Source organism: Paraburkholderia sp. 31.1 (assembly GCF_014397645.1).
GTDB lineage: Bacteria > Pseudomonadota > Gammaproteobacteria > Burkholderiales > Burkholderiaceae > Paraburkholderia > Paraburkholderia tuberum.
This window is the reverse complement of sequence record NZ_VZQN01000004.1, coordinates 94,794-120,704: the sequence shown is the minus strand read 5'-3', so window position 1 is coordinate 120,704 and position 25,911 is coordinate 94,794. Positions and strand designations below refer to the sequence as shown.

The window sequence follows — 25,911 nt, the reverse complement described above, 5'->3', positions numbered from 1 at the left end:
ACCGAAGCGCAAACAGAACGGAACGTACACGCCAATGGATCGACGCACTTTCATGCTCACCGGTGCATGCCTCGCGACGGCCGCGGGCGGCGCATGGCCGTGGCTCGCACGAGCCGCCGCGTGCGCTGACGATGCGCGCGCGTTCGCGATCGTCGACTCGACGCTCGAATGCGGCGCGTCGTTCGCACGCTATGCCGCGCATCTTCGCTTGCCGACCTTCGAAACCGGCGACGATGCGGGCGCGCTCTGGTTCACCACACTTGCGCCACTGCTCGACGTTGGGCGGACCCCGCACGCGATGCCCGCACTGATCGGCTTCACGCGCGCGTCCGATTACTTCGTCCTGCAACACCTCGCGCTTCGCACGGGACGCTTCGTCGAGCATCGTCACGAAGCGCGCGAGGGGCTGGACGCGCAACCCGCCCACGTGGCCTTCGCGCTGACGCCGCGCAGCGCGCGCTAGAACTTATAGTCCTTGTTCTTTGGATCGAAGGTCGAATCGTCGAATGTCCTCGGCGTGATGCTCTCGAACACGATCTGCTCGAAAATCTTGCCGTCGTTGTCGTAAGACTGGACGCTGCGAAAGAACGGATGACGCAGATCGAGCCCGAGCGTTTCCTTTTTCGCGTAGAACCGTGGCTGGCCGACCGGTGTTTCGAACGTGAACGCAACGACGCGCACACCGTCGATGGTCTTCACTTCGATCTGCACCGAACGCGGCAAGCCGGCCTCGGTGTATTTTTTTCCTTCACTCAGGTATTGATCGGCAACGTACTCGGTGCCGAGATCGCGCACGCTGTGATTCGATTGCGAGCGTGCGAGCGCGCCGGTCAGCGACGTCCACAACGGCATCACGTTCATGATGCCGCCGAGGTGGCCGTAGGTTTCGTCGCTACGTTTCGATTCGTCGTAGATGATTTCCTGGCCCGCGTGCGCGCCGTCGGGCAGCCACTTCGCGTAGATGCGCAGCGGGTCGTGCGCGACGCGCACCAGCATGTGATCGGGCTTGTCGGGCCATATGCCGCGAATGCGCTCGAAGCGCGACATCGTGAACTCGTACGACGGGTAGTCGTTCGGCCCTTCCTTGATATAGCGCGGCAGCGCGAGCGGATCGAGCGACTGGAACAGCGCGACCAGTTGCGCGTCGTCGAGCTTTTCGAGCGTGCCGCTTTGCTGCGCGGCGCGCAGCCATTTGACCTGCTGGTCGAGCGTCAGCTTGCCGACCTGCGCGGCCGGCGTGGTGGGTGGCTTGACGGCGCTCGCGGTGTTGAGCGGGGGCGGGCGGTCGTCGTTCTGGGCGAAGGCCGTCGGCACCGACAGCAGACCGAGCGCGACGAGCAGCGCACCCAGCAAGCGCTGTCGCCGGCGATGCGAACGGGCGGACATGCGGTGCTTCATGAATTTCTCCAGAAAGTGACGCGGCCGCTCATGCAACCTGCAAGGCAATAACGCGAAGCAACAAAGCAATAACGCTTTGAAGCAACGCTTATTCCCGTCAGGCGGACTTCTGTTTCGCGAGTTCCTCGTCGCGCAACGCACGGCGCAGAATTTTGCCGACGTTGGTTTGCGGCAGCTCGTCGCGGAACTCGACCAGCTTCGGCACCTTGTAGCCAGTCAGATTCTTGCGGCAGTACGCAATCACCTGCTCGGCGGTCAGTGTCGGCGTGCGCCGCACGATGAACACCTTCACGCGCTCGCCCTGCGCGGGGTCGGACACGCCGATCGCGGCGACTTCGCGCACGTCCGGATGCGCGGCGATCACGTCCTCGATTTCGTTCGGATACACGTTGAAGCCCGACACGAGGATCATGTCCTTCTTGCGATCGATCAGACGGATAAAGCCGCGCGAGTCCATCACGCCGATGTCGCCGGTCGCGAGCCAGCCGTCGTCGTCGATCACCTTCGCGGTTTCGTCGGGGCGGTTCCAGTAGCCCTTCATGACCTGCGGGCCCTTCACGCACAGCTCGCCCGCCTCGCCGATATTGGCCCAGCTGCCGTCGTCTTTCCTGAAGCGCACCTGCGTGGACGGCGCGGGCAAGCCGATCGAGCCCTCGAAGTCGCGTAGATTGGTCAGATCGACCGGATTCATCGAGACGATCGGCGAGCACTCGGTGAGTCCGTAGCCCTCGATGATCGGCTTGCCCGTCACCGCCTTGAAGCGCTCGGCGACGGCTTTCTGCGTCGCCATGCCGCCCGCCATCGCGAGCTTCAGGTCCGAGAAGTCGCGCCGACAGAATTCCTCGTTGTCGAGGAACGCGTTATAGAGCGTGTTGACCGCGGTCATGCCGGTGAATTTTTCGTGACGGATGATCATCATCACGCGCTTCATGTCGCGCGGATTCGCGATCAGGATGTTGCGCCCGCCGAGCCCCATGAAGATCAGCGCATTCACGGTCAGCGAGTAGATGTGATAAAGCGGCAGCGGCGTGAGCACCGTTTCGCCCTCGCCGGACAGTTGCCCCGCGGCCCACGCCTTCGCCTGCAACAGATTGGCGAGGATGTTCCGGTGCGTGAGCATCGCGCCTTTCGCGACGCCGGTCGTGCCGCCCGTGTATTGCAGGAACGCGATGTCTTCGTGGGTCGCGCGCACCGGTGTGTGCGGCCGCGCATAACCGGCCGAAAGCGCTGTCAGGAGCGGCACCGCCTGCGGCAGTTTGTAAGGAGGCACCATCTTTTTCACGTGACGCAGCATGAAATTGAGCAGGTGGCCCTTCAGGTTCGCGCCGTCGGCGAGCAGATCGCCGAGCCCGGTCACGATCACGTTGCGCACCTTGGTGCCGGGCAATGCATCTTCGAGCGTCTTCGCGAAGTTCTCGAACACGACGATCGTCTGCGCGCCGCTGTCCTTTAGCTGGTGCGCGAGTTCGCGCACCGTGTAGAGTGGATTCACGTTGACGACCACCGCGCCCGCCTTGATCGTGCCGAACAGCGCGACCGGATACTGGAACGTGTTCGGCAGCATGATCGCGACGCGCTCGCCCGGCTCCACGCCGATGCTTTGCAGGTACGCCGCGAACGCGCTCGCCTTGCGGCCCAGTTCACCGTACGTCAGGTTCGCGCCGACGCTCACGTACGCGACGCGCTCGCGGAACTGTGCGATGCATTCGTCGAAGAACTGATCGATCGACTCGTATTGCGTGACGTCGATGTCGCGCGGCACGTCGTCCGGATAGGACGCGTACCAGATGCCGTCGGTGTTCGGAGCGGGGTGGGGCACCGGGTTTCGACGAGGCGTGCCGCCTGCGTCCGGCATGTGCAGCGGGGCTTGGGTGGGCTCGGTCATCGGTTGCCTCCTGAAAATGTTGGTATGCGCTGCCGCGCTAGCGTTCCAGAATCGCGACGACCCCCTGGCCGCCCGCCGCGCAGATCGAGATCAGCCCGCGTGCGCTGCCGGCCGGCTTGTCGAGTTGCGCCAGCATCTTCGCGAGCGCGGCGACGATACGTCCGCCCGTCGCCGCAAACGGATGGCCGGTCGCGAGCGAACCGCCGTTCACGTTGAGCCTGGTGCGGTCGATCGCACCGAGCGCGCCGGCGAGGCCAAGCTGCGTGCGGCAATATTCGTCATCCTGCCATGCCGCGAGCGTGCACAACACCTGAGCCGCGAACGCTTCGTGGATTTCGTAGAAATCGAAGTCCTGCAACGTGAGGCCGGCGCGCGCGAGCATGCGCGGCACCGCATAGGCGGGCGCCATCAGAAGGCCTTCCTGCTGGTCGAAAAAGTCGACCGCCGCGGTTTCCGACCAGCTCAGATACGCGAGCACGGGCAAGCCGCGCTCGGCCGCCCACGCTTCGCTCGCGAGCAGTACCGCGGATGCGCCATCGGTCAGCGGCGTCGAGTTGCCGGCGGTCAGCGTGCCCGCGTCGCGGTCGAACACGGGCTTCAGGTTCGCAAGCCTTTCGAGCGACAGGTCGGCGCGCAGGTTGTTGTCGCGCGCGAGGCCTTTGTACGGCGTCATCAGATCGTTGACGAAGCCGCGCGCGTACGCATCGGCGAGCTTGCGATGGCTCTCGTACGCGAGCACGTCCTGCGCCTCGCGCGAGATGTTCCAGCGCTTGGCCATCAGCTCGCAATGCTCGCCCATCGACAGCCCCGTGCGGGGCTCGCCGTTGCGCGGCAACAGCGGCTTGAACAACATGCCGGGCCGCAGCCTGCTGAGCGCGGCGAGACGCTGAGCGGTACTCTTGCCGCGATTCGCTTCGAGCAGGATCTTGCGCATGCGCTCGTTGACGCCGATCGGCGCGTCGGACGTGGTATCGACGCCGCCCGCGATGCCCGCGTCGATCTGCCCGAGCGCGATCTTGTTGGCGACGAGGATCGCGGCTTCGAGGCCGGTGCCGCAGGCCTGCTGCACGTCGTAGGCGGGCGTTTCCTTCGCGAGCGTGGTGGACAGCACGGACTCGCGCGTCAGGTTGAAGTCGCGCGAATGCTTGATGACGGCGCCCGCCGCGACTTCGCCGAGACGCACGCCGTGCAGGTCATAGCGATCGATCAGCCCTTGCAGCGTGAAGCTCAGCATGTCCTGATTCGATGCGCTCGCGTACGCGGTGTTCGAGCGGGCAAACGGAATCCGGTTGCCCCCGATGACGGCGACGCGGCGCACGGCAGGTTGCGGGTGGGACATGCTCGGCTCCTTTGGGTCGTTCCCGGATTATTGGTCGATGCGAACGGCGCGCTCGCGGTTCACAGCAGCCGCCACTGCATGCGCCCGCGCAAATGCGGCTTTTCCCCGGCGATATCGCGCACCTCGAGATCGCGTTCGATCAGCGAAGGCGATGCGCTCCACAGCGACGCTTCGCCCGGCAGCAGCATCGGCACCTTGAACTCGGCGCTGAGCGTTGCTTCGGCGAGCGGCTTCGGCGGCTGCAGCGACGACGCCGCGCGCGCGAGCGTCCACATGCCATGCGCGATCGCGCGCGGAAAGCCGAACGCCTTCGCCGACAGCGCGCTGATGTGGATCGGGTTGTAGTCGCCGGACGCGCTCGCGTAGTCGCGGCCCAGTTGCGGCGCGAGCTGCCAGCGCGCAATCCGTTGCAGCGCATCGGGACCGAGCGTCAACGCTTCGAGCGGATGGCCGAGCGCCGGCACCGCGCGCTTCAGATAGACGCTGTCGCCGTCCCACACCGCCTCGCCGCGCCGATAGATGCGCGTATGCACGACGAACGCCTGACCTCTGTCGTGACGCAGCAGCGCGCCGAATTCGACCTCGATGCGCAGCAGGTCCTTGTAGGCGAGCGGGCGGCGCAGCCGCACGTGATTGGCCAGATGCACGAGACCGAGCGCGGGCCACGGAAACGCGGGGTCGGTCAGCATCAGCAGATGCAGCGGAAACGCGAGCAGGTGCGGGTAGGTCAGCGGCACGCCGTGCTCGGGAATGAAGCCGCACACGCGCGCATAGCGCCACACGGGGCCGGGCTCGAGCACGACGGCGGGGCGCACGAGCCGCAACGGCGGCAGCCGCGTGTCGCGGCCGCGCTTGACGATGCCCGTGAGCGCGCGCCCGTACAGCTTGGCCGGCGCGGGCAGCGTTTCGATGACGACGGTTTTCGGCCGCGCGCCGTCGCCCGGCGCGGGAGCGAGCTGACGGCTGCCGAACGGATCACGCGGTTCGTCCATACCCATGCTCCCGTTCAGGCGCCAATCAGGCTTTGACCGCACACGCGCACGACCTGGCCCGTCACGCCGGCCGAGCCCGGATGAGCGAGCCACGCGATGGTCTGCGCGACGTCGACGGGCTGGCCGCCCTGGCTCATCGAGTTCATGCGGCGGCCGGCCTCGCGGATCGCGAGCGGAATCTTCGCGGTCATCTGCGTTTCGATGAAGCCGGGCGCGACCGCGTTGATCGTGATGCCGCGCGCGCGCAGTGGCGGCGCCATGCTCTGCACCCGGCCGATCACGCCAGCCTTGGACGTGGCGTAGTTGGTCTGGCCGGCATTGCCCGCGATGCCGCTGATCGACGACACCGCGACGATGCGCCCGCCGTCGCGCAGGATGCCGCCCGCGAGCAGCGCGTCGTCGATGCGTTCCTGCGCGCTCAGGTTGATGTCGATCACGCTTTGCCAGACGGCGTCGGTCATCTTCGCGATGGTCTTGTCCTTCGTGATGCCGGCGTTGTGCACGACGATGTCGACGCCGAGCTCGTCGAGCGCGGCGGCGATCTGCGCGGGCGCTTCGGGCGCGGCGATGTCGAACGCGAGCGGGCTGCCGTTCAGCTGCAGCATCGTCGCATCGAGCGCGTCGCGCGCGGACGGAATGTCGAGGCCGATCACATGCGCGCCCTCGGCCGCGAGCACGCTCGCGATCGCCGCGCCGATGCCACGTGCCGCGCCCGTGACCAGCGCACGCCGGCCGCCGAGCGGCTGGCGCCAGTCGAACGCGGGCGCGTCGTGCGGCAGCGCGCCATGTGCCGCGATCCGCACCACCTGACCGGACACATAGGCCGAGCGCGGCGACAGGAAAAAGCGCAGCGTCGCCTCGATGGCGTTTTCAGCGCCTTCCTCCACGTACACGAGATTCGCGGCGATGCCGCGCCGCGCTTCCTTGCCGAGCGAGCGCACGAGCCCTTCGAGCGCGCGCTGGGCAGTCCATTGACGCGGGCTCGCGCAGGCCTCGGGCGGCCGGCCCAGCACGACGATGCGCCCACACTTGCCGAGCGAGCGCAGCGTGTCGTGGAAAAAGCCGTGCAGCGGTTGGAGCAGGCTGCTGTCGTCGATACCGCTCGCGTCGAACATCAACGCGGCAAGCTTGCCCGGCGCACCGGCTTCGGCCGGCTCGAAGCGACCGGTCATCAGGCCGTGGCGATGGGCGAGCGGCACCCACAGCCCGGCGCTTTCGTGCGCGACGCTCGTCATGCCGATGGTGGCGATCAGACTCGCGAGCGCGTCGAACAGGCGCGGCTCGCGGCCCGCGCCGATCGCGATCAGTCCGTCGAACTCGGGCCGGTCCGCGCGATAGCGCCGCAGCACCTCGGGCTTCGGCAGCCCGAGCGAGCGCGCGAGACGGCCGCCGAACGGCGAGTTGACGAACTTCAGGTAGGAGTCGTTCATGTTATCGGTTGCTCCGCTGGACGCGCCGCAGGCAGCCCCGTGATTTTCAGGGGCGCCGGACGTGTGTCAGTGTGCCTTGAGTTGCGTGACTCCGGTACGGTTTGCCGCGCTGGGTCGGTAGTTTTTTCTGCGTGAGCGCGCGCATCAGGCCAGCAGTTCCAGCGCCTTTTCGAGCGCCTGCTTGCGCTGTTGCAAGCTCGCGAGCAGGTCGAAGTCGGGCGGGAAATCGTCGACCTTGACGACCTGCGCGCCGTAGCGCGCGTAGTCGTCGAGCACGCGCCGCTCGTCCGCGTCGACGAGGCCCTGGCGTTGCGCCGCATCGGTCCATGCGGCGAACTGCGGCAGGCTTTGCGGCAGCGGTTCGAGCAGACCCTGCTTCACCGCCTCGCGCAGCTTCTGCTCGATTTGCGTGAACTGCGGATTGAGCGCGAACGCGAGCTCGCCATAGCCGAGCGCATCGACGTCGGGGTGCGGCACGTACGAGTCGGCGACGAGCCGCTCGCGCGCGGCGCCGGGCGTTTGCATCAGTTCGGCGATCTCGCTGCCGAGCCGGTCCGACGGCTCGCGATGCGGCAGGCCGAACGGGAATGCGAGCACACGCACGAGCGTCGCGGCGACCCGGTTCGGGTAGTTCGCGAGCACGCCGTCGAGCGCGTGCTGCGCCTTGTACAGCGCATCCTCGACGCCCCACCGCACGAGCGGCAAGTCGTCGTGCTGTCGGCCTTCGTCCTCGAAACGCTTCAGCGTCGCCGAGATCAGGAACAGCTGCGACAGCACGTCCCCGAGGCGTCCCGAGATGCGTTCGCGACGCTTCAGATCGCCGCCGAGCACGAACATCGACACGTCGGCGAGCAACGCGAACACGGCCGACAGACGCGTCGCCGCGCGATAGTACGCATGGAGCGGCGCATACGCGCGGCGCGGCTTCGCGATCAGCGCGCCGCCGCTCAGCCCATACACGGCACTGCGCACCACGTTCGACACCGTGAAATTCACGTGACCGAAGAACGCCGCGTCGAACTCGCGCAAGGCTTTCGCGCGATCGGGCTCGCGCGTCGCCGTCATTTCCTTCAACACGTACGGATGGCAGCGAATCGCGCCCTGGCCGAAGATGATCAGACAGCGCGTCAGAATGTTCGCGCCTTCGACGGTGATCGAGATCGGCATTTGCTGATACGCGCGCGCCAGAAAGTTCGACGGCCCCATGCAAATACCCTTGCCGGCGACGACGTCCATGCCGTCGTTGATGACCATGCGCGCGCGCTCGGTGATGTGATATTTGGCGATCGCCGAAATGACGGAGGGCTTTTCGCCGAGATCGACCGCCTGCGCGGACAGGCGGCGCGCGGCGTCCATCACGTACAGGTTGCCGCCCATGCGGCCGAGCGCTTCCTGCACGCCCTCGAACTTGCCGACGGCGGTGCGGAACTGGCGCCGAAGCGCGGCATATGCGCCGGTGCCGCGCACGGCAATCTTCGCCATCCCGACGTTCGACGACGGCAGCGAGATCGCGCGGCCCGCCGCCAGACACTCCATCAGCATGCGCCAGCCGTTGCCGACCTGGGCGCGTCCGCCGATCACCCAGTCGAGCGGAACGAACACGTCCTTGCCCGAGTTCGGGCCGTTCTGGAACACCGCGTTCAACGGCCAGTGACGGCGGCCGATGTCGATGCCGGGGTGGTCGGTCGGAATCAGCGCGCAGGTGATGCCGGGTTCGTCGTTCGCGCCGAGCAGATGGTCGGGGTCGAGCGCGCGGAACGCGAGGCCGAGTACGGTCGCGATCGGCCCGAGCGTGATGTAGCGCTTGTCCCACGTGACGCGAAAGCCGAGCGTCTCGCGGCCCTCGTGCAGGTCCTGGCAAGCGACGCCGACATCGGGAATCGCGGCGGCGTCGGACCCGGCATACGGGCTCGTCAGCGCGAAGCAGGGGATTTCCTCGCCGCGCGCGAGACGCGGCAGATAGTAGTTCTTCTGCGCCTCGGTGCCGTAGTGCATCAGCAACTCGGCCGGGCCGAGCGAGTTCGGCACCATCACCGACACGGCCGCGGCCGAGCAGCGCGTCGCGAGCTTCATGATCACCTGCGAATGCGCGTACGCGGAGAACTGTTTGCCGCCGTACTGCTTCGGAATGATCATGCCGAGAAAGCCGTGCTGCTTGATGAACTGCCACGTTGGCGGCGACAGGTCCTGCCAGACCATCGTGGTTTCCCAGTCGTTCGCGAGGTCGCACAGCTGCTCGCATTCGACGTCGAGGAACGTCTGCTCTTCGGCGCTGAGCATGGCCGGGCCATAGCCGAGCAGCGTGTCCCAGTGCGGGCGGCCCGAGAACAGCTCGGCGTCCCACCAGACCGTGCCCGCCTCGATCGCGTCGCGCTCGGTCGGCGACATCTGCGGCAGGATCTTGCGGAACGTGTCGAGCACCGGTTTCGCGAGCCATGCGCGGCGCAGCGGTTTGATCGTCAGCACGAGGGCGGGGAGTACGAACACGATCGCGAGCAGTGTCGTCAGCAGCGGGCCGGCCGCGCCGCTCACGAGCGCGGCCGCGACCCAGACGATCAGCGCCGCGAGCCACCATGAGGCGCGGGCCTGAACGTAGACGAGAGCGAATGCGGCGATGACGAGCGCCAGGATGAACCACGGCATGACGTTTCCTCCTCTGTGGTGACGCAATCGCCGGGCCAGCTGCGAGTCGCGCACTTGCGTCGGGCGTTACCGTGTCTTACCGATTCGACTGACGGGCACGGCGCAGCTGCGCAACGTAGATGTACTGCTTGTACTCCTCGGGTAAGCGAGCTCGATCGGGTTCCATGTACGACGTGTGGTGGTTACGTCGAGTGATGACGCCGTGAGACGTCGTCAGGCGGTGCCGTGCAGCCCATGCTGATAGCTTGCCGGCGCCGCTTCCATAGTGCCGCCGCGGCTGTTGCTGTCGAACGTGTCGCGTGCCACTGCGCACGCGGCCGCCTCGCCGCTGGTATGTTCTTGCGCACTGGCGAACGTGCCGTCCACGCCGCCGTCGGTCGCATCGCCGAGCACGGCGCCGAACGCGGCCAGTTGCGAGCCGTCCGGCAGCGGCGCCTTCAGCGCGGAGACCATCAGCGACGCCAGGCGCGCGATGGGCTGCAGATCGTTCATCGACTTGCCTTGCGAGAACTCGGCAATCAGGCTGTCGGTATCGGTGCCGGCGAGCACCCCCGACAGCGCGCCGATCGCGAAATGCAAGCGCCAGCCGAGCTCCTCGCGCGGCAGATGCGGCAGCGCGCGCTGGAACGCGTCGAAGAAGCGCATCGCCACCGCTTCGTAATGCGCGTTCAGAAAGTCGCGGATGAACGACGAGGGGTCGGTGTAGGCGCGCCCGAGCAGGCGCAGAAACGCTTTGCCGCCGACACGCGGATCGCGCGACAGACGCAGTGCCGGAATGAACATCGCGCCGAGCACGTGCTCGCAGGTCAGGCGCGCGCCGAGCATGACGTCGAAACGGTCGAGCAGCTTCAGGCGCTCCCGGTTCAACTGATCGAGCCGGCGCGACAGCATCGAGTGAATCAGCGATTCCTTGCTGCCGAAGTGATAGTTGACCGCCGCGAGATTGACTTCGGCGCGCGAAGTGATCTGGCGCAGCGACATCGCCTCATAGCCGGATTCGATGAACAGCGTCTCCGCGGCGTCGAGAATGCGTGACTTCGTATCGCCGGCATGCCGGCCGGGTGTGCGAACTGCCATGTTGCCGTCTCCCAGTTGCCGGGGCTGCCGGCTCGCAAACACGCGATTCAAATCGATATTTGAAACGACCGTTTTTTAGGATAAGAAAGGATGGTCGGTGCGATCAAGGGACGGGCTCGACGAACTCCTCTAGAAGACCTGTCGGGGAGCCATGCTGGCGAAGCGCGGCGCGTCATGCCGCGCGGAAAATAAAAAGACCGTTCCGAACGAATCGGAACGGCCTCGTGTCGTGTTGCGATGTAATCTGGCCTTGCGCTCGACGACCAGGTTGACCCGGCTCCCACGCGTTGACGCGTATTGGCTAGCCGTCTGGTTCGAAAGCCTCAAGCTCTTAAACTCGTCCTCCGACCGCGCCGTCCGTCGATTCCGCGCCGACGACTTCACGCGCGGACTGCGTCATGTCGATGCCACGGCGCTCGCGACTGAACGGAATCAGCGCGCAGATCAGGATCGCGACGATGCCGACCACGATCGCCAGCACGAGCGCGTAGTTGTTGCCGTGCACTTCGGCGATTTTCGCTTGCAGCGGACCGTTGACCGACGCGATCAGATTGCCGAGCTGATACACGAGGCCGGGGAAGGTCGCGCGGATTTCATCGGGCGAGATTTCGTTCAGGTGCACCGGAATCACGCCCCAGGCGCCTTGCACCGAGATCTGCATCAGGAACGCGCCGAGCGCGAGCAGGATCGGCGTGGTCGAGAAGGCCCACAGCGGCAGCACCGGCAGCGCGATCAACGCGGCGATGAAAATCGCGCGCTTGCGACCGATCTTCTCCGACGCCCAGCCGAAGAACAGACCCCCGCAGATCGCGCCGATGTTCAGCGTGATCGTGATCCACGACACCGTGTGCGCGTCGAACTGGCGCTGTACGCGCAGGAAGGTCGGATACAGATCCTGCGAGCCGTGCGAGAAGAAGTTGAAGGCGGTCATCAGGATGATCGCGTACATCGACAGACCGACGTTCAGCTTGAGCGTCGCGACGAGGCCAGGACGGACCTTCTTCTCGAGCGTCTTGAACGCGGGCGACTCCGGCACGTGCGCGCGAATGTACAGCACGAGCAGCGCGGGCAGCACGCCGACGAAGAACATGCCGCGCCAGCCGATGTATTGATAGAACAGGCCGAACACGATCGACGCGAGCAGGTAGCCGCTCGGATAACCGGCTTGCAGAAGACCCGACACGATACCGCGCGACTTCGTCGGCACGGTTTCCATGGTCAGCGCGCCGCCGACACCCCATTCGCCGCCCATCGCGATACCGAACAGCGCGCGCAGCACGAGCAGCGTCATCAGGTTCGGCGACAGACCGGACAGCAGTTCGAGCAGGGAGAAGCACGCGATGTTGATCATCAGTGTCGGACGGCGGCCGTATTTGTCGGCGAGCCAGCCGAAAATCAATGCGCCGAGCGGGCGCATCATCAAGGTCAGCATGATCGCGACTGTGACCGAAGGAATGTCCGTATTGAATTCCTGCGCGATATCTTTCAATACGAACACCATCAGAAAGAAATCGAATGCGTCGAGGGTCCAGCCTAGATAGGCGGCGATCGTGACGTTTCTCTGTTCCCGAGTCCAGCTCATTGATTGTTCTCCTCAGTCTCCACAAAACCGCGTTTTGATCGCGGACGGCACCGTAGCCCTTGCGCCTTATGACAAGCGCTTCCCGGCGAGTGTACGCCGAGCGTTAAACGTCTGCATGGTTGAAGCCGGTTTTCTCCGTGTTAATCCGGAGAGCAATTTTCGTGCTGAATTCGTCATGCATGTTTAATGTCGGAAAAATGTAATTGCCGGTTCGATTCGTGTTTGTATTTTGTAATGTTTATCGGGATTTCCCAGCGCCCATTTTTTATGAAGTTTATGGCAATGGCGTTTTGACGGGGCGGCCCGTGCCGGTCCGCGCGCCGCATCGAACCTTCATGTACAGTTATTTCGCCAACTGATCGACATATCGCTATGTCCTTGACGCCATCGCCTTCGTTGCTCGACGAGATGCTCGACGCTGTCGCGCGTCGCTATCGCCTGCCGGCGCTTGCGGCCGTCTGCGCGCCGACGCAGCAAGCGAGACCCGCCACCGTGCTCGCGCTCGCGATCGAGCAGGCTCGCGAGGCGAGCGCGCGTGGCGAAGCGCCGGATGCGGCGAACCGGCGCTTCTTCGTCGAGGCGCTCGCGCGCATGATTCGGGAGGCGATGCGCGAGGAAGCCGGCGACCCGGTGTTTCAGGCGATGCTGCTACGGCATCGCAGCACGGTGGTGCGCGAGTACGCGTCGCTGGCCGCGCACGCGAGCGTCGATCGCCGGCTGATCTACGCGGCCGTCAATGCGATCGCACATCCGGCCAAACAGCAGCGGCTGCTACCCGGCCTGCAACGCGACGCGCTGGCGCGTCTGCACGCGCTGGCGTTCGCCGAAGCGTGGCCCGAACTGGCCGAAGCCGTGCAAGCTTGCATCGATACGCCGCAAATCGCGCACGACGCGGCGCTGCAACGCGGTCTCGCGCAATTGCTGGAGAGTGCCGCTTTGCAGCGCTTGCGTCGTCTTTACGCGCTCGCGTCCGACGAGCGCGTGCGTCAGTACCAGATGCTGTGGGATCGCCAGGGGCCGCGCCCGGGAAGCTCGACTGCCGTGGCACGAGGCTTGAGTTCGAAGCAGCGCGGCGCCGCGGTCGAGGCATCGGCCGCCGATGCGCTCGACGCGCTCGCGCGGCGCCTCAATGACGCGCAGGGTGCGCTCGCCTCGTACCGTGTCGTGAACTCGATGCGCGTGCCGGCCGCGATACCCGCGAGCCACGAGCGCGCGAAAACCGAATGGGACGTGGTGCTGCTGCGCCAGGCACAGCCCCCGGCCGACGCGGCGGCATGGGACGTCTGCCTGCTCGTCGAAGCGAAGGCATCGGTCGATGCGGCCACCACCGATCTGCCGCGGCTCGTGCGTGGACTGACGCTGCTTGCGCATGCGGACCCGCACACCGTCTACCCGTTTCGGACGCAGCAGGGGACGGTGGGTTTGAGCGGCGCGTCGCTCGCCGCGCTGACGAGCGACGGGGCCGGTCTTCGCAGGACCGTGCTCTATTGCTGCGACGCACCCGTCGAAGCGGCGCCGCGCGTGCTGGGCCCTGCGAGCCGGATGCAGCTGCTGTCGGCGCACGCCAGCCTCGATTTCGCGGCAGCACTGGCGGATGGCCGTGATGCCGATTGCGCGGTGCTGGAACCGGTGTGGCATCAGTTGCTCGAATCGCCGAGATGGCGGACGGCGCTCGACCAGTACGCGACGCTGCGCGAGGTCCGTGAATTGATGGTTCATCCGGACGACTTGCGGGCCGCCGTCGGCATCGCCGACGCAAGACGGTTGAGCGCGGCGCGCTAGGCCTGCCAGGTCTGCGTAGGGCCCACGCAAGCGCTGTGCCGCAGTCGCGGCGCGATTGCATTGGAGGTGGCGCGCGCGTTGCTCGTAGCGATAGATCTTCGAGCAAAAAGGAGTGGTGATGGAAACGCCGTCGAAGCGACTGTCGGACACACAGGTGCAGGTTGCCAGCAAGATCTACGGATTTCGCTCGCCACAGGAGGCGGACCGTTTCGTGCAATGTCTACGCGACGGCGACGCGAGCCGCTGCGTCGCGGACGTTCCGCCCGAGACAGCAACCGATGCCTATCCCCCAGGAACCCGCACAGGGTCGGGCGGGGGCATGACGATCGGGCCGCTGCCGGGCGGGCTCGATAGCGACGAGTAACGCGTTTGCGCCGGGTCGCCGGCGCGGGCGCGGTTCTAACGCCTCGGCGATCGGAAAGACAATCTCGACCCGGACAATCCGTCGAATCCGCAATTACAACATTTGCAACGTGCGCGTATTGCAACGTGCGCGTATTGCGACGTGCGCGTATTGCAACGTGCCCGTATTGCGACGTGCGCGTGTGGCGACGCCCGCGTCAGCGCACCGGCCCCAGCGACGCCGACAGAGGTGCGGAGCCGCCGCCCAGCGTCCGGTCGATCAGATAGCGGCCCTGTTCGACGCCGGCGCGCAACGCTTCCGCCTCGGTGAGCCATTCCGGCGTCACGGGCTCCGCGTTGGCCAGATTGGCGGGTATCTCCAGCGGCCGGCCCTCGCGGGAAATCGACACGTCGGCGATCCAGGCGCCTCGCGAGTTCCGATGCGCGGTCACCGTGATCAGCGCGCCGCGGTGCGCGTCATACATCGCGTGGTGGGAGCCGGGCTCGGCGCGCGCGGCCGGCATCGCGCGTCCGTCCGCGCTAGCCATATCGGAGCCGGTCTCGCCGATGCTTGCGCCGGCGCTGCGGTCAGTGTGATCGGTTGGGGGGAGCGGGGTCATGCTGTCCTCGGCGAGCGAATGATCTGCCTGATTCGAGCAAGCGCTGTGCCGACAGGGCGAACGCGTGGAGGCATCCGTCCAGAAACGGGCACGCGGCGTGCGATCGCTCAGCGCGGGCCCGGCTCTTGCGCTGCGCTCAACGCTGGCGTCGCTTCGCTCTGTCGGCCGAGAGGCGAAGTCTTTGCTGATGGCGGCCGGCGCAAATGAATCGTAAGGAGGACGGAATGTCGATCCATGCGAAGGTCACGAGGTGGCGCAACGTCGGGCGATTCTGCGTCGAACGCGTCACCGACTATAGCGAACTGCTCGCGCTGGAAGTCGAGGAGACGCGAAAGCGTCTGGTGCGCGAGTTGAGCGCACTCATGGCGTTGGCAGTCGCGGGCCTGTTCACGCTGTCCTTCATTTGCATCGCGATCATCGCCACCGCGTGGCAGACGCCTTACTTCCTTGCGGTGGTCTGGGGCGTGGCCGCCGCATGGCTGCTCGTGTGCATCGTGTCCTTGCTCGTCTTGCGGGCGCAGAAACCGGCGCAATCGCTTCACGTGCTCAAGGCCGAGATTCATTCCGATCTCGACGCTCTCAGGGAGTCGCTCAAATGAGTCAGCCACATCACGCAAATGAGCTTGCCCGGGTCACCATTCTGGAACGCATGGAGGCGTCGCGAGCCGCATTGGTCGCGGCGAACCAGACTGCCGCGTTGCCGGCGGTGCGGGCAGCCTCGCGCTCCTCCGCCGGCAATGTGCTCGCGTCGCTCGCCCAGGCGCCGCATGTTGCGCTGCTTCTCGCGCTGGTGATCGGCGGCATCGTGCTGGGGCCGCGCCGCACGCTGTCGATCGCGGGCCGTTCCGGTCTTGCGGCGTGGATCGCCCGTAATGTGCGGCGGTCGATCGCGCAGTGACGCCCTGAGCGAATGCAGCGATCGGACCAGGCAAAGCAGAATCGCCTCAGCGAACCGTGTGCAACCCTACCAGCCTGCTAGACTGGAAGTTGCCCTGCAAGCCATGGAGGGAGATATGACGACCGTCTACGTCGTAAAGACCGGCGAAAAGTTCCTCTGCACCGCAGAGGACGGCGATATCGGCATGGCACCGGAGATTAAGGAAGCCACGTCCTTTCGCTCGTACGAGGAAGCGAATAAAGTCGCGAACGAGCACGCCGACCCCGGATACGAAATCCTGACCATCGACGTTAAGAAACGCTGACGAGGTGTTAGCTGTTCGCGCCCAGGCGTTCAGCGAATGAACGCGGGCAATTCAACAGGCGCCATGCAATATGGCGCTCGACCGGGTGCGTCCGAAATCGTCGTCATGACGGCTTCGGGCATTCAGGCGGCGGCCGAAACCACTCTGCAAGCGCGCATAGCACGACACTCCACGCCGTCCCCGGCGGGGACAGCATGCTCTGCAGTGGCGAACTGGTCAGACGGACAGGCTTACGATCCGCCAAAGAACACCGGCTTCATCCCACTCGTGCTGGCCGGATTACCCATCTGCTGCGTACCGCTGGTCGCGGGGCCGTAGCCGCTGCTCTGGCCTGCGGCAGTGGCGTTGGTGGTCGGCATGTTGGTAGGAAAGTCGACGGTATTCGCATTGGCCGGATTGAAGCCGGCTTGCTCGAGCTGAGCGATTTCTGCCTGCACTTGCGCGTGCGTCAGCGCCCCGTCCGACTGCGCCAGCGATGCAACTGACACAGCCATGACCGCGACCGCGCAAGCTGTGTGGACTAACGTCTTCATGATGGCCCGCCTCCTTGTTGGTTACTCCGGCTGACTCGCGCTTTGCTTTTCGCGGTTCAACTGATCAAAGGTTAGGTGAGGAACCGCACAGTGGTCGTTTATTTTTCATGGTAGGGGATTCGCCCATCAGCCGACGCTGGTCGACGCTCGCGCCCGAACGCTCCGATGTCGGCCGCGCATCCGAGACCGTACCTCCGGACACGAGCCGACATCATCGAAGCGTGGGTCAAGCAGCCGTTCGCAGGTCGTCGTCGAACATCCGCATTCCCGCGGGTGCCGTCGTCAAGAAAGCTCAGGTGCGCGTAATCGAAGCCCCACCGTCCACCAACGAAGCGGTACCCGTCACGAAGGACGAATCGTCGGAAGCAAGGTAGAGCGCCGAGCGGGCAATCTCTTCCGGCTTTGCGACCCGCTTGAGCGCGTGCAGCCCGGTCACGAACGTCTGCGATTCGGCCGTATCGTTCATGCCGCGATACATCTGCGTGTCCACCGCGCCCGGGAGGATCGCGTTGACGCGCACGCCTTGCGGGCCGTATTCAGCCGCGAGCGCTTGCGTCAGTCCGATCAGCCCGGCTTTGCTCGCGGCATAGGCGGCGGTCCCCGGGAAGGCGAACGAGTAGCCGACGAACGTCGACGTGAAGATGATCGACCCACCGCCTTGCTTGATCATTTCAGGAATCTGATGCTTGGCGCCGACAAACGCGCTCGTCAGGTTGGTGGCCAGCGTCGCTGACCAGCCCGCTTCCGATACGCCTGTGGACGGTCCCATTTCACCGAGCGTCCCCGCGTTGTTGTAGGCGATGTCGAGGCGGCCGAAGCGGCTGACGGCGAGTTCGACCAGCGCTTTCGCGAATTCTCCGGATTGCACGTCCCCTGCCAGCGAGACAGCCGTGCCGCCGTCGCGAGCGATCTCGCTCACCAGCGCCTCGAGCTCAGCTTCGCGGCGTGCGGCCACGACAACTTTCGCGCCTTCCGCGGCGAACAGCCTGGCGGCGGCGCGACCAATGCCCGCGCTGGCGCCAGTGACGATAGCGACTCTTCCTGTCAAGCGTTGCATGTTGAATCTCCGGTTTGATCATCGGCGATGCCCAATGCGTCGGCTCGTCGAGACGTACTATAAGATTCCGTTCTTGAGACAAAAAGGCCAAAAATATGGCGGTATCATTCAGTTTTTATGAATGACCGGAGTGCCATATGGACCGGCTGCGCGCGTTTGAGATCTTCGTCACCGTAGTCGACCGGGGCAGCTTTGCGCGCGCGGCCGATGCGCTCGAAACCTCGCCCGCGAACGTGACCCGCTACGTGAATGAACTGGAGGCGCATCTCGGTGCGCGGCTTCTGAATCGCACCTCACGCAGATTGTCTCTTACCGAGGCCGGTGAAACGCTTTATTCGCGATGCAAGGCAATCCTCGAAGACGTTGCGCAAACGGAAGGGCTCGTGTCGACAACGTCGATCGAACCGCGTGGACGGCTGCGTATCAATGCACCGGTCAGCTTCGGCATCCTGCATCTCGCGCCGCTGTGGCCACGGTTCATGCAGCAATATCCCGACGTCGAACTCGACATCACGCTGATAGATCGCGTCGTCGATATCGTCGAGGAGGGCTTCGATCTCGCCATCCGCATCTCGCGCGCCGGCACGGTCGATCACGCGGCCCGCAAACTGGCGACGTCGACAAACATCCTGTGTGCATCTCCCGACTATCTGAAGCGTTGGGGACATCCTGAAACGCCGACGGACCTGCTCGGACATCGATGTATCGGCTATACGTATGCCGCCACGGCGGACGAGTGGCAACTGATGGACAAAGACGGCAAAACGCATGCTGTCGAGGTCGACTGCCACATGCACACCAATAACGGCGACACCGCGCGCGCGGCGGCGCTCGCGGGGCACGGCGTGATCTGGCAGCCGACGTTTCTGATCGGCGAGGACCTACGCGCAGGCCGGCTCGTCCGGGTATTGCCTGAATACCGTTTGCCGGATATCGATGTGCTCGCGCTGTATCCGAGCCGTCGCCACGTGAGCGCAAAAGTTCGTGCGGCAATCGATTTCCTGGTCAACGCGTTCTCGGGCGTGCCACCGTGGGACGAGACGTGAAGGGATGTCTGAGGTGTGTCGGCTATCCGGAAACCGGATGCCTGAAATTGGGGAAGAGGCCGCCGGGCACGGCGCGTTCGATAGCACGATTCAACTGGAATTCGGTCTGTCACCGTTCTTTAATGTGTCGTATGGCGCGTCATGCCGGAGACCTGACACACCCGATGAAAACTGCACATTGAATCGCCGGCACGGTCGCCCTCCAACGAGTTGATGCAGCAGGTCTGGATCAGCGATGTCCCGGAACAAGAACCGACGGGAGACATTCGTGAGAACATTCGACGCCATCATGGCTGGTCTGATCTGCTGTTCATGCGCAGCCGCGGCCTACGCCGCCGACATTAAGGGAGCCGGCAGCACGTTCGCCGCTCCTCTCTACACCCGATGGGCCGCCGACTACCAGAAGTCGGGTGGCAGCACGGTGATCTATCAGGGCACGGGTTCGTCCGATGGGCTCAAGCAGGTCATCGCCCGGGAAGTCGACTTTGCGGGCTCGGACGCGCCACTGACCGACGATCAACTGACCCGCAACGGCTTGCGGCAATTTCCAACCGTAATCGGCGGCGTGGTACCCGTCGTGAACCTTCCGGGGCTCAAAGCCGGCGAGGTGATGTTGACGGGGCCGGTCGTCGCCGACATCTATCTCGGCAAGATTCAGTTCTGGGACGACCCGGCAATCGTGCGGTTGAACCCAAAGATCAAGATGCCTAACTACCCGATTGCCGTGGTGCGTCGCCAGGATGGCTCGGGCACGACGCTGATCTGGACTCACTACCTCGCGCAGGTCAGTCCCGAATGGAAGCGCAGGGTAGGCGAAGGCACTAGCGTGCGGTGGCCGCTCGGCATCGGCGGCAAAGGCAACGAGGGCATTGCCACGTACGTCGGCTATCTGCCCGGCGCAATCGGCTATGTCGCATGGGATTTCACGAAACAGAACCGCTTGAAGTACGTTGCCATGACCAATGCGGCGGGTAATGTCGTTCAGCCCAGCGCCGCGACCTTCAGGGCAGCCGCGGCGAGCGCCGACTGGTCGGGTTCTCTCTCGCAATCGCTGACCAACCAGCCGGGCAAGGATGCCTGGCCGGTCATGGGTGCGACTTACGTGTTGCTTCCCGCGATGCCGAACAAGCCGGGCCACGACGAAGCCACCTTGAAGTTTTTCGAATGGGCGTTGAGTCATGGTGGGCCGACGGTCAACGCGCTGGATTACATACCGCTTCCGGAGCCGGTCGTGACGAAGATCCGCGCACAATGGCCCGCCGATACAGGCGAAAAGTCGGTGCACAACGCGTTCGCAGTGCCGTGACCAGCAATCGTGTCTTGCGCGTGTCGATTTCCCCTATGATCATTCGTCGTCGTCACTGGAGGCGCCGTTGCCTCCAGACACTTTCGTCTTCTAAGGGAAAACCCAAATGCGCGTCATGGTCATGATCAAGGCAACCCCCGAATCGGAAGCCGGGCAAATGCCGAGTACCGAACTCCTCACGGCGATGGGGCAGTACAACGAGCAATTGGTCAAGGCCGGCATCATGCAGGGCGGCGACGGGTTGAAGCCGAGTTCGGCCGGCGCTCGTGTGAGGTTCTCAGGGAAGGACCGCACCGTCATTGACGGCCCGTTTGCGGAAACCAAGGAATTGATCGCCGGGTACTGGCTCTGGCAGGTTCAATCGATGGACGAAGCGATTGAATGGGTAAAGCGCTGCCCGAATCCGATGGTCAGTGATTCAGAGATCGAGATTCGCCCGTTCTTTGAGCCTGCGGACTTTGGCGAAGCTTTTACGCCCGAGCTTCAAGACGAGGAAAATCGTCTGCGCAGGCAAATTGACGGGCAGATGCGTTGACGATTTTCACCGCATCACTCTGCGGGTACGAACGCAATCCAGATCCGACTGTCCGAGACGCTACGCGGGCTTCCGATACGTTGTCCGGAAGCCCGATGCCACGGGTCGATGATTGCCGTCGTCAGTGGGTGTCGCCGGCCAACCGTTCGAAGCCGGTCAGTGCGAAGGTATCTGCTCGATCTTATCGGCGCTCAGGTCGCTCGGGAAGCAATGAGGATGCTCAAAGCCGATCGGAGATCCGCTCGTTGAATAGACGATGTTATCCGTGTTGTTCGGGCCTTGGCCGGCGGGTACAGTGCCGAGCCCCGCGAGTTTGCGCATGCGATAGGCGATCGCATGATCGGCGCAGGCGCTATCGCCGCTCACACCCAATCCTCCGATGACTTTCCCTGCTGCATAAAGCGCGACGCCGCCGCCGAAGGTAATGACGCCGCCAAGCGTGTGTCCGATGCCGCTGCCCTGTTCGAGGAAGCGCGCGTCAAAAGGATTCGAATTATTCAGGCCGTAAAGGGAGCCGCCCGGCTGGGCGGCCGCATAGAGATTTGCCGTCGATAGGGCGAGTGCGTCGTTGCTGAAACCGTTCGCGGTATAAGCCTTCGCGATTGCAATGGCCCGGCTACCGGGCCAGGCGTCGCCGGTCACGATCACCGAACACAGATGCCCCTGCCGATCGACAAGGGCCGCCCACATCCGGTTAGGCTTGAAGATCCCGCCGTTCGCATCGGGCAGGTTCACGACCGTATTCAACTGCTTTTCCACCAATGCGACCGTACCTTGCGGTAGCGTGCATCGGGCTTGTGGGACATCATCATCGCCAGAGGCACGACTTTCGTGCGAAAAGGACGCAATACAAAACGCTGCGACAGCGACGGTAAGCATCTTACGCATGACGATTCTCCTGACGATCGATTTGACAGCAGGCACGCTGTGGGCGAGAACGCGAACAAACAATAGGACAGCCAATGAAATAACCGACTCATCGCTGTTGAATGTCGGTGGCGAGCTCCCCGGCAGCGAACGTACCTCGTTGATCCGGGACTTCGTGTCAATAGTGAAGACCATTATGCAAGGGCAATTGGCCAAAACAGAGTGCCCGTCAGCCATGCCTGCCTGGCGTTCGACACTGCTACGGACACGAGCGACGATCGGCTCGCCAGAGCGTGGTGCGGCGACGGTTTTGATCGATTGGATGGCGCGGCATATAGTTGGCGCGTGCGCAACACTCTCATCGGAGATCGACGCAATGCCTTATCTACAGCTTGATGTAAACGATCACTACTCTGTCGAGAGCAAAAGACTGCTCGCGGCGAAAATGAGTGAGACCTATGCTCGGATGATGTCGGTGGACGTCAGGCGAATCAGCGTAGGCGAGCGATGAGGGTCCGGGTTCCGCGGCCTGTATTTGCGCATGGCCGTATGACGTCGGCGATATGCCGGAACCACGAGGGCGCCAGGATCGGATCCGCCTCCGTTGCGCCACGACCTGAGCCAAAGTAGGAGGAGGACCATGAGCAGGCTTGCGACATCCCCGGCAGGTAATCGGCGGACGCGACCGTGGTGGATTGTCTTGATCACGACGGTGTTCTGTTTCTTATGCCAGAGCGTCGTCGCGCAAGCGGACGACGGCGCGGCTCGCCTGCACGCGAAATATCAAAGTCTGACGCAGCAACTCGCGCACAACCAGTTTCAGCGACCGCTGTACCTCGAATCGCAGGAGTTGCCGTCGGCGCTCAAGGGCGATATTTACGGGGTGCTCAACTATCCTTTCGCGGTGGTCAGCGGCGCGCTCAACGACCCGACTCAGGGCCCGGCCAACTGGTGCGACGTGCTGATCCTGCATCTGAACACCAAATACTGCCATGCGTCGACCAGCGACAGCGGTACGATCCTCACCGTGAACATCGGCAAGAAAACCGAGGAATCGCTTTCGTCGTCGTACCGCGTGCAATTCAACTTTCGTGCGGTAGCGAGCACCCCTGATTATTTTCGCGTCGAGCTCACTGCCGCCAAGGGTCCGCTGAGCACGAAAGACTACCGTATCGTGCTGGAAGCGATACCGGTGGGCGATAACCGCACCTTTATTCACCTGACCTACGCGTACGGATATGGCACGGCGGGACGGATTGCCATGAAAACCTACTTGGCGACGATCGGCAGCGACAAGGTCGGCTTTTCCGCTACGCCCGATTCGTCGACGAGCGAGCCGCAATACATCGGCGGCGTGCGCGGCCTGGTCGAACGCAATACGATGCGCTACTACCTCGCCATCGATGCCTATCTTGGCGCGCTTTCCAGCCCGCCCAACGCCCGCCTCGACAAACGCCTCGCTGACTGGTTCGATGCCACCGAGCAGTATCCGCGGCAATTGCACGAGGTCAGCCGCGCCGACTATATGCAAATGAAGCACGACGAGTATCAACGTCAGCAGATCGCCCAGTGATCCGCGCAGCGGGCGGGGATCTGATCAATGCAACTCAATATCGCGTTGAAGGTTTTTTCGGGGGGATGTCGATCCGATGGTGCGTCGATCGTCGTTACCTGGTAAGACAATTGGTCAGGAACCTTGGATCTGCCGTTTTGCGCCAAGTCTGGCCGCCATCGTCATCCGACCTGGGAGCACACTGTGAACCGACTCGACAATCCGATCCTGCAAGTCCTGGAGGGCTACAAAGCCGCGGTATTGGCAAAAGACGTGGACGCGTTCGTTGCGCTATACGACCGCGATGCGGTGGTCTTCGACATGTGGGGGACATGGTCGTACCACGGCATCGCATCGTGGCGCGCCATGGTGGAGGGCTGGTTCGGTTCGCTGGGTACGGAACGTGTGATAGTCGATTTCAGCGCGGCGCGAACGATCGTCGCCGCGGACCTCGCCGTCGTCCACGCCTTCGCGACGTATAAAGCCGTCGACGCCGACGGATTGGAACTGCGCTCCATGGACAATCGCCTGACCATGACGCTGAGGCAGCAGGCCGACGGATGGAAAATTGTCCACCAGCACACCTCCTCTCCGATCGAGGTCGGCACGGCGCAGGTCATTTTCAGGCGCTAGCGGCCTGGCGGTTCGACATCGCGCGTCGGCTCGCGAATAATCACGGCTGCGTGACTTTCCAATTTGCGACGTACCTTCTGTTTAAAAGCAGCCATGAAACCATTGCTTGCCGGCCGATGCCTTTGCGGTGCCGTCCATTACTCGGTAAGAGACGAATTCGTCTATGCGTTGAACTGCCACTGTTCAAACTGCCGGCGCGCGACCGGCTCGGCGTTCAAACCCTTCGCGGGAATCGAGCGCGACAAGCTGCGCATCACTCGGGGCGAAGACAGCCTGTTGATTTTCGGCGATGAACGAGCGTCGCATGACGTGCGCTGCAAAATATGTGGAAGCCTGATGTTCTCAGTGGTTCGTCAGCGGCAGTACGTTCACGTCACGCTGGGAACACTCACGGACTCGCCCGCCATGTCTCCCACTGCCCACATTTTCGTGGGTTCAAAGGCACCGTGGTATTCGATCACCGACCCATTGCCGCAACACGACGAATTCGGGTGAGTCTCTTTCCTATCGCAACATCGACTCGAAAGGCGCCGTACCAGCCGCCGCCGCCGTGCGACAGCACGATCAGCGGCAGGTGATGGCCTGCTATCGGCGCGCCGGCCGCGACGGTCCGGGTGACGTCGCCCAAGGCGTGCGGCGTGGCCGGCGCATCGGTGGGATACCAGATTCCGGCCGTGAGCGGCGGCTCGGCGGCTGAGCTCCGGACGGCTCGAGGTCTATGAGACCAAAGTCCAATTGAATATTTCAGGCGCGGGTTCAATAGTAGTGAAACGCCGCGTTCTGTCGACGACAAAGCCGGCGCGATCCTCTTCCTAAAATGCCGGAATTGCAGGCAGGTCTTGGTATTGGCGTCAAGAACGTTCCAGTGGGTTGGAGTTTTCGCGATTGCAGGCCTATCACGGTGTCGCCGCCGAACCGCGACGCGACCTGGCGGGAGAACAACTTATGCTGCTCACACCGATTCCCCAACGGACTCCGTCCCGAGAGATGCTCGACGTCCTGATCCGCGCCGGACTCATCGCGGTCCTGGCCGTATTCTGTTTTCGGATCTTCGCGCCGTTTCTTAACCTGATGGCCTGGTCGGTGATTCTTGCGATCACGCTCTATCCGCTGCAGGTCCTGCTTCGCTCCATGCTCGGCGGCAAGGATGGCCTGATCGCCACGCTGATCGTGCTTGTCGCGCTTGTCGTGATTCTGGTGCCAACGTATGCGCTGGGTCTCGCGGTAGCCGATTCGGTCGAGAAATCGATAGCCATTGCCAGGAGCGGTAGCTTCCGGATTCCGCCTCCCGCGGAGTCGGTGGCGAGTTGGCCGCTGGTCGGCCAGCGTGTGTACGACTTCTGGCAACAGGCATCGACGGACCTGACCGGTCTTGCGCATAAATTCGCCCCGCAGCTGAAGGAGGCCGGGCTCGCTGTGCTTGCAACGGTGACGGGTCTCGGTGCCGGCCTGGTGATATTTTTCGTCGCGCTGATCGTCGCAGGAATCCTGATGGCCCATGGTGAGAAGGGCTATCACAGCGCGGTGCAGATCGCCTCGCGCATCTCGGGCCCCGAGAACGGCGCTCAGATCGCCGACTTGTGCACGGCGACGATTCGCGCGGTGGCCCAGGGGGTAGTGGGCATCGCGTTTATCCAGATGCTGCTGATCGGCATCGGCTTCGTCGTGAAGGGGATACCCGGCGCGGGGTTGCTCGCGCTGGCCGTGCTGCTGCTCGGCATCATGCAATTGCCGGCCACGCTGATCACCATTCCGGTGATCGCCTTCGTGATCGTCACGGACGGCGTGAACACCGCAAACATCATCTTCTCGGTTTACGTGTTCGTCGCGGGCCTCGCCGACAACGTGCTCAAGCCATTGATGCTGGGCCGTGGCGTCGCGGTGCCGATGCCCGTCGTGCTGATCGGAGCGCTCGGCGGCATGGTGACGGGAGGCGTCATCGGGCTATTCGTTGGGCCCGTGATGCTGGCCGTCGGTTATCAGCTGTTCTGGCGCTGGGTCCGAGACCAGCCGCAACCCAAGCAACCCACGCAACCCACGCAGACCCACGAACAGAAGCAGACCTGAAGCTCGAGGATGGCTCCGTGTCA

Annotated in this window: 25 protein-coding genes and 1 pseudogene; 14 read left to right on the top strand and 12 right to left on the bottom strand. The window is 64.0% G+C overall.

Annotated elements, in window-relative coordinates; translation table 11 throughout:
• The first annotated feature begins 34 nt into the window (after positions 1-34).
• A complete protein-coding gene (locus tag F6X37_RS03885; protein WP_187610387.1) occupies positions 35-463 on the top strand; it encodes a hypothetical protein in 429 nt (142 codons plus the stop codon).
• On the opposite strand, the gene F6X37_RS03880 is transcribed toward F6X37_RS03885, so the two are convergent.
• The 8 genes from F6X37_RS03880 to F6X37_RS03845 all read right to left on the bottom strand — a co-directional run bounded on the left by F6X37_RS03880 (position 460) and on the right by F6X37_RS03845 (position 12,346).
• Entirely contained in the window at positions 460-1,398 is a 939-nt protein-coding gene (locus F6X37_RS03880; RefSeq protein ID WP_187610386.1) for a DUF1571 domain-containing protein, read from the bottom strand. The two genes, F6X37_RS03885 and F6X37_RS03880, sit on opposite strands and share 4 nt — an antisense overlap.
• A gap of 97 nt (positions 1,399-1,495) precedes the next feature.
• On the bottom strand, positions 1,496-3,283 hold the full coding sequence (locus F6X37_RS03875; protein WP_187610385.1) for an AMP-binding protein: 1,788 nt from the start codon (positions 3,281-3,283) through the stop codon (positions 1,496-1,498).
• Positions 3,284-3,320: 37 nt separating this feature from the next.
• Positions 3,321-4,622: an acetyl-CoA C-acetyltransferase gene (locus F6X37_RS03870; RefSeq protein WP_187610384.1), complete on the bottom strand. Its 1,302-nt coding sequence runs from the start codon at positions 4,620-4,622 to the stop codon at positions 3,321-3,323.
• Positions 4,623-4,681: 59 nt separating this feature from the next.
• Positions 4,682-5,614 (bottom strand): MaoC/PaaZ C-terminal domain-containing protein, encoded by a 933-nt coding sequence (locus F6X37_RS03865; protein ID WP_184066841.1) that lies wholly within the window; start codon positions 5,612-5,614, stop codon positions 4,682-4,684.
• A gap of 14 nt (positions 5,615-5,628) precedes the next feature.
• A complete protein-coding gene (locus F6X37_RS03860) occupies positions 5,629-7,044 on the bottom strand; it encodes a 3-oxoacyl-ACP reductase (protein ID WP_187610383.1) in 1,416 nt (471 codons plus the stop codon).
• A 144-nt stretch (positions 7,045-7,188) separates the two neighbouring features.
• Positions 7,189-9,687: an acyl-CoA dehydrogenase gene (locus F6X37_RS03855; protein ID WP_187610382.1), complete on the bottom strand. Its 2,499-nt coding sequence runs from the start codon at positions 9,685-9,687 to the stop codon at positions 7,189-7,191.
• A gap of 213 nt (positions 9,688-9,900) precedes the next feature.
• On the bottom strand, positions 9,901-10,764 hold the full coding sequence (locus F6X37_RS03850) for a TetR/AcrR family transcriptional regulator (RefSeq protein ID WP_187610381.1): 864 nt from the start codon (positions 10,762-10,764) through the stop codon (positions 9,901-9,903).
• 331 nt (positions 10,765-11,095) lie between these two features.
• The gene (locus tag F6X37_RS03845; RefSeq protein ID WP_187610380.1) at positions 11,096-12,346 is read right to left on the bottom strand and encodes an MFS transporter; all 1,251 of its coding nucleotides are present in this window, start codon (positions 12,344-12,346) and stop codon (positions 11,096-11,098) included.
• Positions 12,347-12,718: 372 nt separating this feature from the next.
• On the opposite strand from F6X37_RS03845, the gene F6X37_RS03840 reads away from it, so the two are divergent.
• Together F6X37_RS03840 and F6X37_RS03835 are read left to right on the top strand one after the other, a co-directional pair.
• Complete coding sequence (locus F6X37_RS03840) at positions 12,719-14,128, top strand: 3-deoxy-D-arabino-heptulosonate 7-phosphate synthase (RefSeq protein WP_187610379.1); 1,410 nt, start codon at positions 12,719-12,721, stop codon at positions 14,126-14,128.
• Between the two features lie 118 nt (positions 14,129-14,246).
• Complete coding sequence (locus F6X37_RS03835; protein WP_187610378.1) at positions 14,247-14,492, top strand: hypothetical protein; 246 nt, start codon at positions 14,247-14,249, stop codon at positions 14,490-14,492.
• A 196-nt stretch (positions 14,493-14,688) separates the two neighbouring features.
• On the opposite strand, the gene F6X37_RS03830 is transcribed toward F6X37_RS03835, so the two are convergent.
• Complete coding sequence (locus F6X37_RS03830) at positions 14,689-15,090, bottom strand: DUF6566 family protein (RefSeq protein WP_187610377.1); 402 nt, start codon at positions 15,088-15,090, stop codon at positions 14,689-14,691.
• Positions 15,091-15,314: 224 nt separating this feature from the next.
• Here F6X37_RS03830 and F6X37_RS03825 point away from each other — a divergent pair, with 224 nt between their 5' ends.
• The 3 genes from F6X37_RS03825 to F6X37_RS03815 all read left to right on the top strand — a co-directional run bounded on the left by F6X37_RS03825 (position 15,315) and on the right by F6X37_RS03815 (position 16,292).
• The gene (locus tag F6X37_RS03825) at positions 15,315-15,689 is read left to right on the top strand and encodes a phage holin family protein (RefSeq protein ID WP_090804170.1); all 375 of its coding nucleotides are present in this window, start codon (positions 15,315-15,317) and stop codon (positions 15,687-15,689) included.
• On the top strand, positions 15,686-15,988 hold the full coding sequence (locus tag F6X37_RS03820) for a hypothetical protein (protein WP_262419791.1): 303 nt from the start codon (positions 15,686-15,688) through the stop codon (positions 15,986-15,988). Before F6X37_RS03825 ends, F6X37_RS03820 begins: the two co-directional genes overlap by 4 nt.
• Before the next feature lie 115 nt (positions 15,989-16,103).
• Positions 16,104-16,292 (top strand): hypothetical protein, encoded by a 189-nt coding sequence (locus F6X37_RS03815; protein WP_090805701.1) that lies wholly within the window; start codon positions 16,104-16,106, stop codon positions 16,290-16,292.
• A 230-nt stretch (positions 16,293-16,522) separates the two neighbouring features.
• Here the strand turns inward: F6X37_RS03815 and F6X37_RS03810 are convergent, their stop codons facing one another.
• On the bottom strand, positions 16,523-16,825 hold the full coding sequence (locus F6X37_RS03810) for a DUF4148 domain-containing protein (protein ID WP_184029736.1): 303 nt from the start codon (positions 16,823-16,825) through the stop codon (positions 16,523-16,525).
• Between the two features lie 292 nt (positions 16,826-17,117).
• The gene (locus F6X37_RS03805; protein WP_187610376.1) at positions 17,118-17,882 is read right to left on the bottom strand and encodes an SDR family oxidoreductase; all 765 of its coding nucleotides are present in this window, start codon (positions 17,880-17,882) and stop codon (positions 17,118-17,120) included.
• Positions 17,883-18,019: 137 nt separating this feature from the next.
• Here F6X37_RS03805 and F6X37_RS03800 point away from each other — a divergent pair, with 137 nt between their 5' ends.
• From F6X37_RS03800 to F6X37_RS03790, 3 genes are all read left to right on the top strand, one after another.
• Entirely contained in the window at positions 18,020-18,928 is a 909-nt protein-coding gene (locus F6X37_RS03800; RefSeq protein WP_187610375.1) for a LysR family transcriptional regulator, read from the top strand.
• A gap of 235 nt (positions 18,929-19,163) precedes the next feature.
• The gene (pstS, locus tag F6X37_RS03795) at positions 19,164-20,234 is read left to right on the top strand and encodes a phosphate ABC transporter substrate-binding protein PstS (RefSeq protein ID WP_410451201.1); all 1,071 of its coding nucleotides are present in this window, start codon (positions 19,164-19,166) and stop codon (positions 20,232-20,234) included.
• 106 nt (positions 20,235-20,340) lie between these two features.
• Positions 20,341-20,769: a YciI family protein gene (locus F6X37_RS03790; RefSeq protein ID WP_184066858.1), complete on the top strand. Its 429-nt coding sequence runs from the start codon at positions 20,341-20,343 to the stop codon at positions 20,767-20,769.
• Positions 20,770-20,925: 156 nt separating this feature from the next.
• Here the strand turns inward: F6X37_RS03790 and F6X37_RS03785 are convergent, their stop codons facing one another.
• A complete protein-coding gene (locus F6X37_RS03785) occupies positions 20,926-21,657 on the bottom strand; it encodes a GlcG/HbpS family heme-binding protein (RefSeq protein WP_090804175.1) in 732 nt (243 codons plus the stop codon).
• A gap of 355 nt (positions 21,658-22,012) precedes the next feature.
• Here F6X37_RS03785 and F6X37_RS03780 point away from each other — a divergent pair.
• The 5 genes and pseudogenes from F6X37_RS03780 to F6X37_RS03760 form a co-directional block, all read left to right on the top strand.
• A pseudogene (locus F6X37_RS03780) lies at positions 22,013-22,144 on the top strand (tautomerase family protein); the annotation flags it as partial.
• A gap of 132 nt (positions 22,145-22,276) precedes the next feature.
• A complete protein-coding gene (locus F6X37_RS03775) occupies positions 22,277-23,209 on the top strand; it encodes a hypothetical protein (protein WP_090804177.1) in 933 nt (310 codons plus the stop codon).
• 183 nt (positions 23,210-23,392) lie between these two features.
• Positions 23,393-23,821, top strand: coding sequence for a YybH family protein (locus tag F6X37_RS03770; RefSeq protein ID WP_187610374.1), 429 nt, complete (start codon positions 23,393-23,395; stop codon positions 23,819-23,821).
• Positions 23,822-23,914: 93 nt separating this feature from the next.
• A complete protein-coding gene (locus tag F6X37_RS03765) occupies positions 23,915-24,316 on the top strand; it encodes a GFA family protein (RefSeq protein WP_187610373.1) in 402 nt (133 codons plus the stop codon).
• A 450-nt stretch (positions 24,317-24,766) separates the two neighbouring features.
• Complete coding sequence (locus F6X37_RS03760) at positions 24,767-25,888, top strand: AI-2E family transporter (RefSeq protein ID WP_187610372.1); 1,122 nt, start codon at positions 24,767-24,769, stop codon at positions 25,886-25,888.
• Positions 25,889-25,911: the final 23 nt, after the last annotated feature.

Bases quoted from the DNA above. Each gene is read 5' to 3' on its own strand.
- F6X37_RS03885 (WP_187610387.1), top strand. From the start codon at position 35: ATGGATCGACGCACTTTCATGCTCACCGGTGCATGCCTCGCGACGGCC.
- F6X37_RS03880 (WP_187610386.1), bottom strand. From the start codon at position 1,398: ATGAAGCACCGCATGTCCGCCCGTTCGCATCGCCGGCGACAGCGCTTG.
- F6X37_RS03875 (WP_187610385.1), bottom strand. From the start codon at position 3,283: ATGACCGAGCCCACCCAAGCCCCGCTGCACATGCCGGACGCAGGCGGC.
- F6X37_RS03870 (WP_187610384.1), bottom strand. From the start codon at position 4,622: ATGTCCCACCCGCAACCTGCCGTGCGCCGCGTCGCCGTCATCGGGGGC.
- F6X37_RS03865 (WP_184066841.1), bottom strand. From the start codon at position 5,614: ATGGACGAACCGCGTGATCCGTTCGGCAGCCGTCAGCTCGCTCCCGCG.
- F6X37_RS03860 (WP_187610383.1), bottom strand. From the start codon at position 7,044: ATGAACGACTCCTACCTGAAGTTCGTCAACTCGCCGTTCGGCGGCCGT.
- F6X37_RS03855 (WP_187610382.1), bottom strand. From the start codon at position 9,687: ATGCCGTGGTTCATCCTGGCGCTCGTCATCGCCGCATTCGCTCTCGTC.
- F6X37_RS03850 (WP_187610381.1), bottom strand. From the start codon at position 10,764: ATGGCAGTTCGCACACCCGGCCGGCATGCCGGCGATACGAAGTCACGC.
- F6X37_RS03845 (WP_187610380.1), bottom strand. From the start codon at position 12,346: ATGAGCTGGACTCGGGAACAGAGAAACGTCACGATCGCCGCCTATCTA.
- F6X37_RS03840 (WP_187610379.1), top strand. From the start codon at position 12,719: ATGTCCTTGACGCCATCGCCTTCGTTGCTCGACGAGATGCTCGACGCT.
- F6X37_RS03835 (WP_187610378.1), top strand. From the start codon at position 14,247: ATGGAAACGCCGTCGAAGCGACTGTCGGACACACAGGTGCAGGTTGCC.
- F6X37_RS03830 (WP_187610377.1), bottom strand. From the start codon at position 15,090: ATGACCCCGCTCCCCCCAACCGATCACACTGACCGCAGCGCCGGCGCA.
- F6X37_RS03825 (WP_090804170.1), top strand. From the start codon at position 15,315: ATGTCGATCCATGCGAAGGTCACGAGGTGGCGCAACGTCGGGCGATTC.
- F6X37_RS03820 (WP_262419791.1), top strand. From the start codon at position 15,686: ATGAGTCAGCCACATCACGCAAATGAGCTTGCCCGGGTCACCATTCTG.
- F6X37_RS03815 (WP_090805701.1), top strand. From the start codon at position 16,104: ATGACGACCGTCTACGTCGTAAAGACCGGCGAAAAGTTCCTCTGCACC.
- F6X37_RS03810 (WP_184029736.1), bottom strand. From the start codon at position 16,825: ATGAAGACGTTAGTCCACACAGCTTGCGCGGTCGCGGTCATGGCTGTG.
- F6X37_RS03805 (WP_187610376.1), bottom strand. From the start codon at position 17,882: ATGCAACGCTTGACAGGAAGAGTCGCTATCGTCACTGGCGCCAGCGCG.
- F6X37_RS03800 (WP_187610375.1), top strand. From the start codon at position 18,020: ATGGACCGGCTGCGCGCGTTTGAGATCTTCGTCACCGTAGTCGACCGG.
- pstS (WP_410451201.1), top strand. From the start codon at position 19,164: ATGTCCCGGAACAAGAACCGACGGGAGACATTCGTGAGAACATTCGAC.
- F6X37_RS03790 (WP_184066858.1), top strand. From the start codon at position 20,341: ATGCGCGTCATGGTCATGATCAAGGCAACCCCCGAATCGGAAGCCGGG.
- F6X37_RS03785 (WP_090804175.1), bottom strand. From the start codon at position 21,657: ATGCGTAAGATGCTTACCGTCGCTGTCGCAGCGTTTTGTATTGCGTCC.
- F6X37_RS03775 (WP_090804177.1), top strand. From the start codon at position 22,277: ATGAGCAGGCTTGCGACATCCCCGGCAGGTAATCGGCGGACGCGACCG.
- F6X37_RS03765 (WP_187610373.1), top strand. From the start codon at position 23,915: ATGAAACCATTGCTTGCCGGCCGATGCCTTTGCGGTGCCGTCCATTAC.
- F6X37_RS03760 (WP_187610372.1), top strand. From the start codon at position 24,767: ATGCTGCTCACACCGATTCCCCAACGGACTCCGTCCCGAGAGATGCTC.